Annotated in this window: 2 protein-coding genes; one reads left to right on the top strand and one right to left on the bottom strand. The window is 74.7% G+C overall.

The annotated features are described in order from the left end of the window. Positions 1–553: 553 nt before the first annotated feature. The gene (locus tag ACWGIU_RS33750; protein WP_453711916.1) at positions 554–2,407 is read left to right on the top strand and encodes a Stealth CR1 domain-containing protein; all 1,854 of its coding nucleotides are present in this window, start codon (positions 554–556) and stop codon (positions 2,405–2,407) included. A gap of 72 nt (positions 2,408–2,479) precedes the next feature. Here the strand turns inward: ACWGIU_RS33750 and ACWGIU_RS33745 are convergent. Further along, positions 2,480–3,229 (bottom strand): hypothetical protein (locus ACWGIU_RS33745; RefSeq protein WP_453711915.1); only part of this gene is annotated, 750 nt, incomplete at its 5' end.

Below are 3,229 nucleotides of genomic sequence, written 5' to 3'. Positions count from 1 at the left end.
ACCCAACACGCCGACAACGCGGCCGTGCGCAGGCGCCGCCCCGCGGCGGCGCCGGTATCGGACATCAGGTCCGCGCCGGCCCCGCGTCCCGCCGGGCCCGGTCCGCCGCGGCGGAAGACGAGGGGTACCGGCCGCGGTCACCCGGTTCTGTGCCGCGCCGGCACCGCCTCACGCGACCGGAGCACCACGCGACAGGAACACCCGGCAGTCCCGTGCGCTCGGCTGCCCGTGCCCGCCGGGACATCCACGCCGGCGTGCCCCCTCTGAGCTTCCCCCGGAGTCCCCCCCGCCCCCGTAGGACAGCCGAGGCCAAGGCCGGGGGCCGCCGTCCTGCGGCGACGCCGGACGGAGAAACCCGCCGGACGAGCCACCGCCGCGCATGAGAAGTCGGTGTGAGTTGAGACAGCAGGACCCCGGACCCTTGCATGAAACGTAAACAAAAGGAAACGTATCGCTGAACAAGGCATCCACCACGCTCCCGACGCGCCACTCCTGCTCAGGGGCACTCAGAGAACCGGCAGCCGCTCATCAGCGCCGCACACCGAGGACGTACATGCAGGGAATACGCAGGCTTCCCCTTCCGGCCGGGCTGCGCAGACTCGCCCGGACAGTACGTCGCCGCGGCGGCATCCCGCCCCAACCGCGCCCCGCCGGACCGGAGCGCGACCGGCCCGCGCGGCGCAGCCGGGCCGCCGACCGCGAGGAGGAACTGCTGGCGACCGTGCCGGGCCTGGTCCGCCACCGAGGCCGGCTCGCCGTCGTACGGGACGACCTGCTGCCCGCCGAGGCCCGCGACGCCAACCTCCGGTCGCTCGCCGAGGCCCTGGAAGCCGCCGCCGTCCCCTACGGGCTCGTCCCCGACGGCCGGCTCACCCACCGGGTGGCCATCGCCCCGGGCGACCGGGCCGCCGCGCTGAAGGCCTGCGCCGCGGCCTTCGCAGGGCTGCCCCTCTACGCCCGCCTCATCACCGCCGGCGGCGAGGCCGGGGACGTACCGGCAGACGTACTGGCGGAGGACCTCCCGGCAGCGGTCGACGCCGCCGAGGCCGTCCCGGTCCCCGGTGACGGCGACCGGAAGGCCGGTGGGCCCCCGCAGCCCGCCCGCGTCGGGGCCGTACGCCTGCACCACCCGGTCGTCACCTCCGGCCGGACCCTGACCTACGGCCCCGAGACCGGCTGCGACCTGGAGTTCTGGGAGGCCCCCGACTCCGGCGAGGGCGCCCTCGCCACGCTGCGCGAGACCCCGTACGGCTGGTGGGTTCCCTCCCTGACGGCCTCCGCCACCCACCGGGTCGGCGACCGGGACTACCCCGTCGTCGACTGCTTCTCCGGCCGCTTCCCGGACGACATAGATTTCCCCGTCGACGCCGTGATCACCTGGGTGGACGCCGCCGACCCCGCCTGGCGCCGCCGCAGGGACCGAGCCGCACAGGCCGCGGCCTGCGGCAGCGGCCGCCGCACGGGGATCGACCTCGCGGACAACCGCTACCGCGACCGCGGCGAGCTCCGCTACTGTCTGCGCTCCATCGCCGCCTACGCACCCTGGATCCGGCACGTCTTCCTCGTCACCGACGACCAGGCCCCCGACTGGCTCGACACCCCTCATCCCCGTGTCACCGTCGTCGACCACCGCGAGCTCCTGACGGACCCCGACGCCCCCGAGGTGTTCAACTCCCACGCCATCGAGAGCCGGCTGCACCGCATCCCCGGCCTGGCCGAGCACTTCATCTACTTCAACGACGACATCCTCCTCGGCCGCCCCCAGCGCCCGCAGGACTACTTCCTGCCCTCCGGACTGCCCAAGGTCTTCCACGACTGGCGTGCCGTCGACCCCGGCAGCCGGGCCGGTGACGACGTCTTCACCTCATCGCAGAAGGTCACCCGGCAGGCCGTCGAGGAGGCTGTCGGCCGCACCTATCCGCACATCCTCGCCCACACCCCCTACCCCCTCACCCGCTCCCTCTTCACCCGCGTCGAGGAGCTGTTGCCCGGTCGGCTCGCCGCCACCGCCCGCTCGGTCTTCCGCAGCACCGACGACCTCGCCCCCGTCACCCTCGCCTCCCACCTCGCGCTCGCGCAGGGCCACGCGGTCGAGGGCCACCTCGTGCACACCTACGTCAGCACCGCGCGCCACGACGTGACCGAGAAGCTGCCACCGCTGGCCGCCGAGCGCGGCCACGACGCCTTCTGTCTCGCCGACGACGAGGAGGCACCCACCGAGGCCGGAGACCAGGCCGGACTGACCGCGACGCAGCAGCACAACATCGTCGCCGCCTTCCTGGAGGCCTACTTCCCGGTGCCCTCCCCGTTCGAGCAGCCGCAGCCGCAGCCGCAGCCGCAGCCGCAGCCGCAGCCGCAGCAGCCGGTGCCGGTGTCAGGGCGCGACCGTGCGCGCACAGGCTCCTGACGAACCCCGCGAACGCCTCCGGAGGCACCGTGCAGGCGGTCCCGCGCAGGGCCGCCCGGTGACAGCCCGCGCTCACGCCACCAGGTGCAGCGACGTTCCCGCGATGCCCAGCCGTACGCTCTGGCCCCAGGTCAGCTCCAGGGCGTCGGTCTCCATCCCGTCGCCGAAGACCACGATCCTGTCCGACTCCACGGTCAGCCGCAGCCCCTGTCCCCGCCCCAGCTCACCGGCGACCCTCGATGTTCCGGTCGTGGGCGAGGGCCAGGCCTCGCGCACGAACCACAGGAGCCGTCCCTCGCACGGCGCGGGCAGCCCGGCGGTGCTGCCGCGTTCCAGCCACAGGGAGCGCAGCCAGCCGGTGGCGCCCGTGCCGGTGCCCACCAGCACCCCGGAGGATGCCTGGGCCTCGCCCGGGTCCTTCTCGCCGTCGGGGCCCAGGCGGTAGCGGGCCGTCTGGTGGCCGGGCGGGCCCAGGTAGATCTCGTTCAGCGCCCGAAGGCGCTGGCCGTCGTCGGCGACGGCCTCGACCATGGTCAGCTCCTCCGCCGGGCCCCCGGGGGCGGTCGCGGCACGCAGCAGGGCGGCTGCGTCGGCGCAGCGGTGACGGACCAGGACCCCAGGGTTTCGCCCCGGGTCGGCGTCGATGCCCACCACCGGCTGCCCGCGGAGATACTTCGCGGTGTTGGCGACCAGGCCGTCCTGGCCGACCACGACCACCACGTCCTCCGGGGCGAACAGGAAGCGGTCCAGGTCCGCCCGCTCCACCCGGGAGCTGCGCCAGGTCAGCGGCACCGCCGCCGCCACGTCCCGCAGCGCCTGGCG

This window comes from Streptomyces sp. NPDC054840 (genome assembly GCF_053611065.1).
Note: the sequence above shows the minus strand (reverse complement) of the source record. Positions and strands in the feature narration are given on the sequence as shown.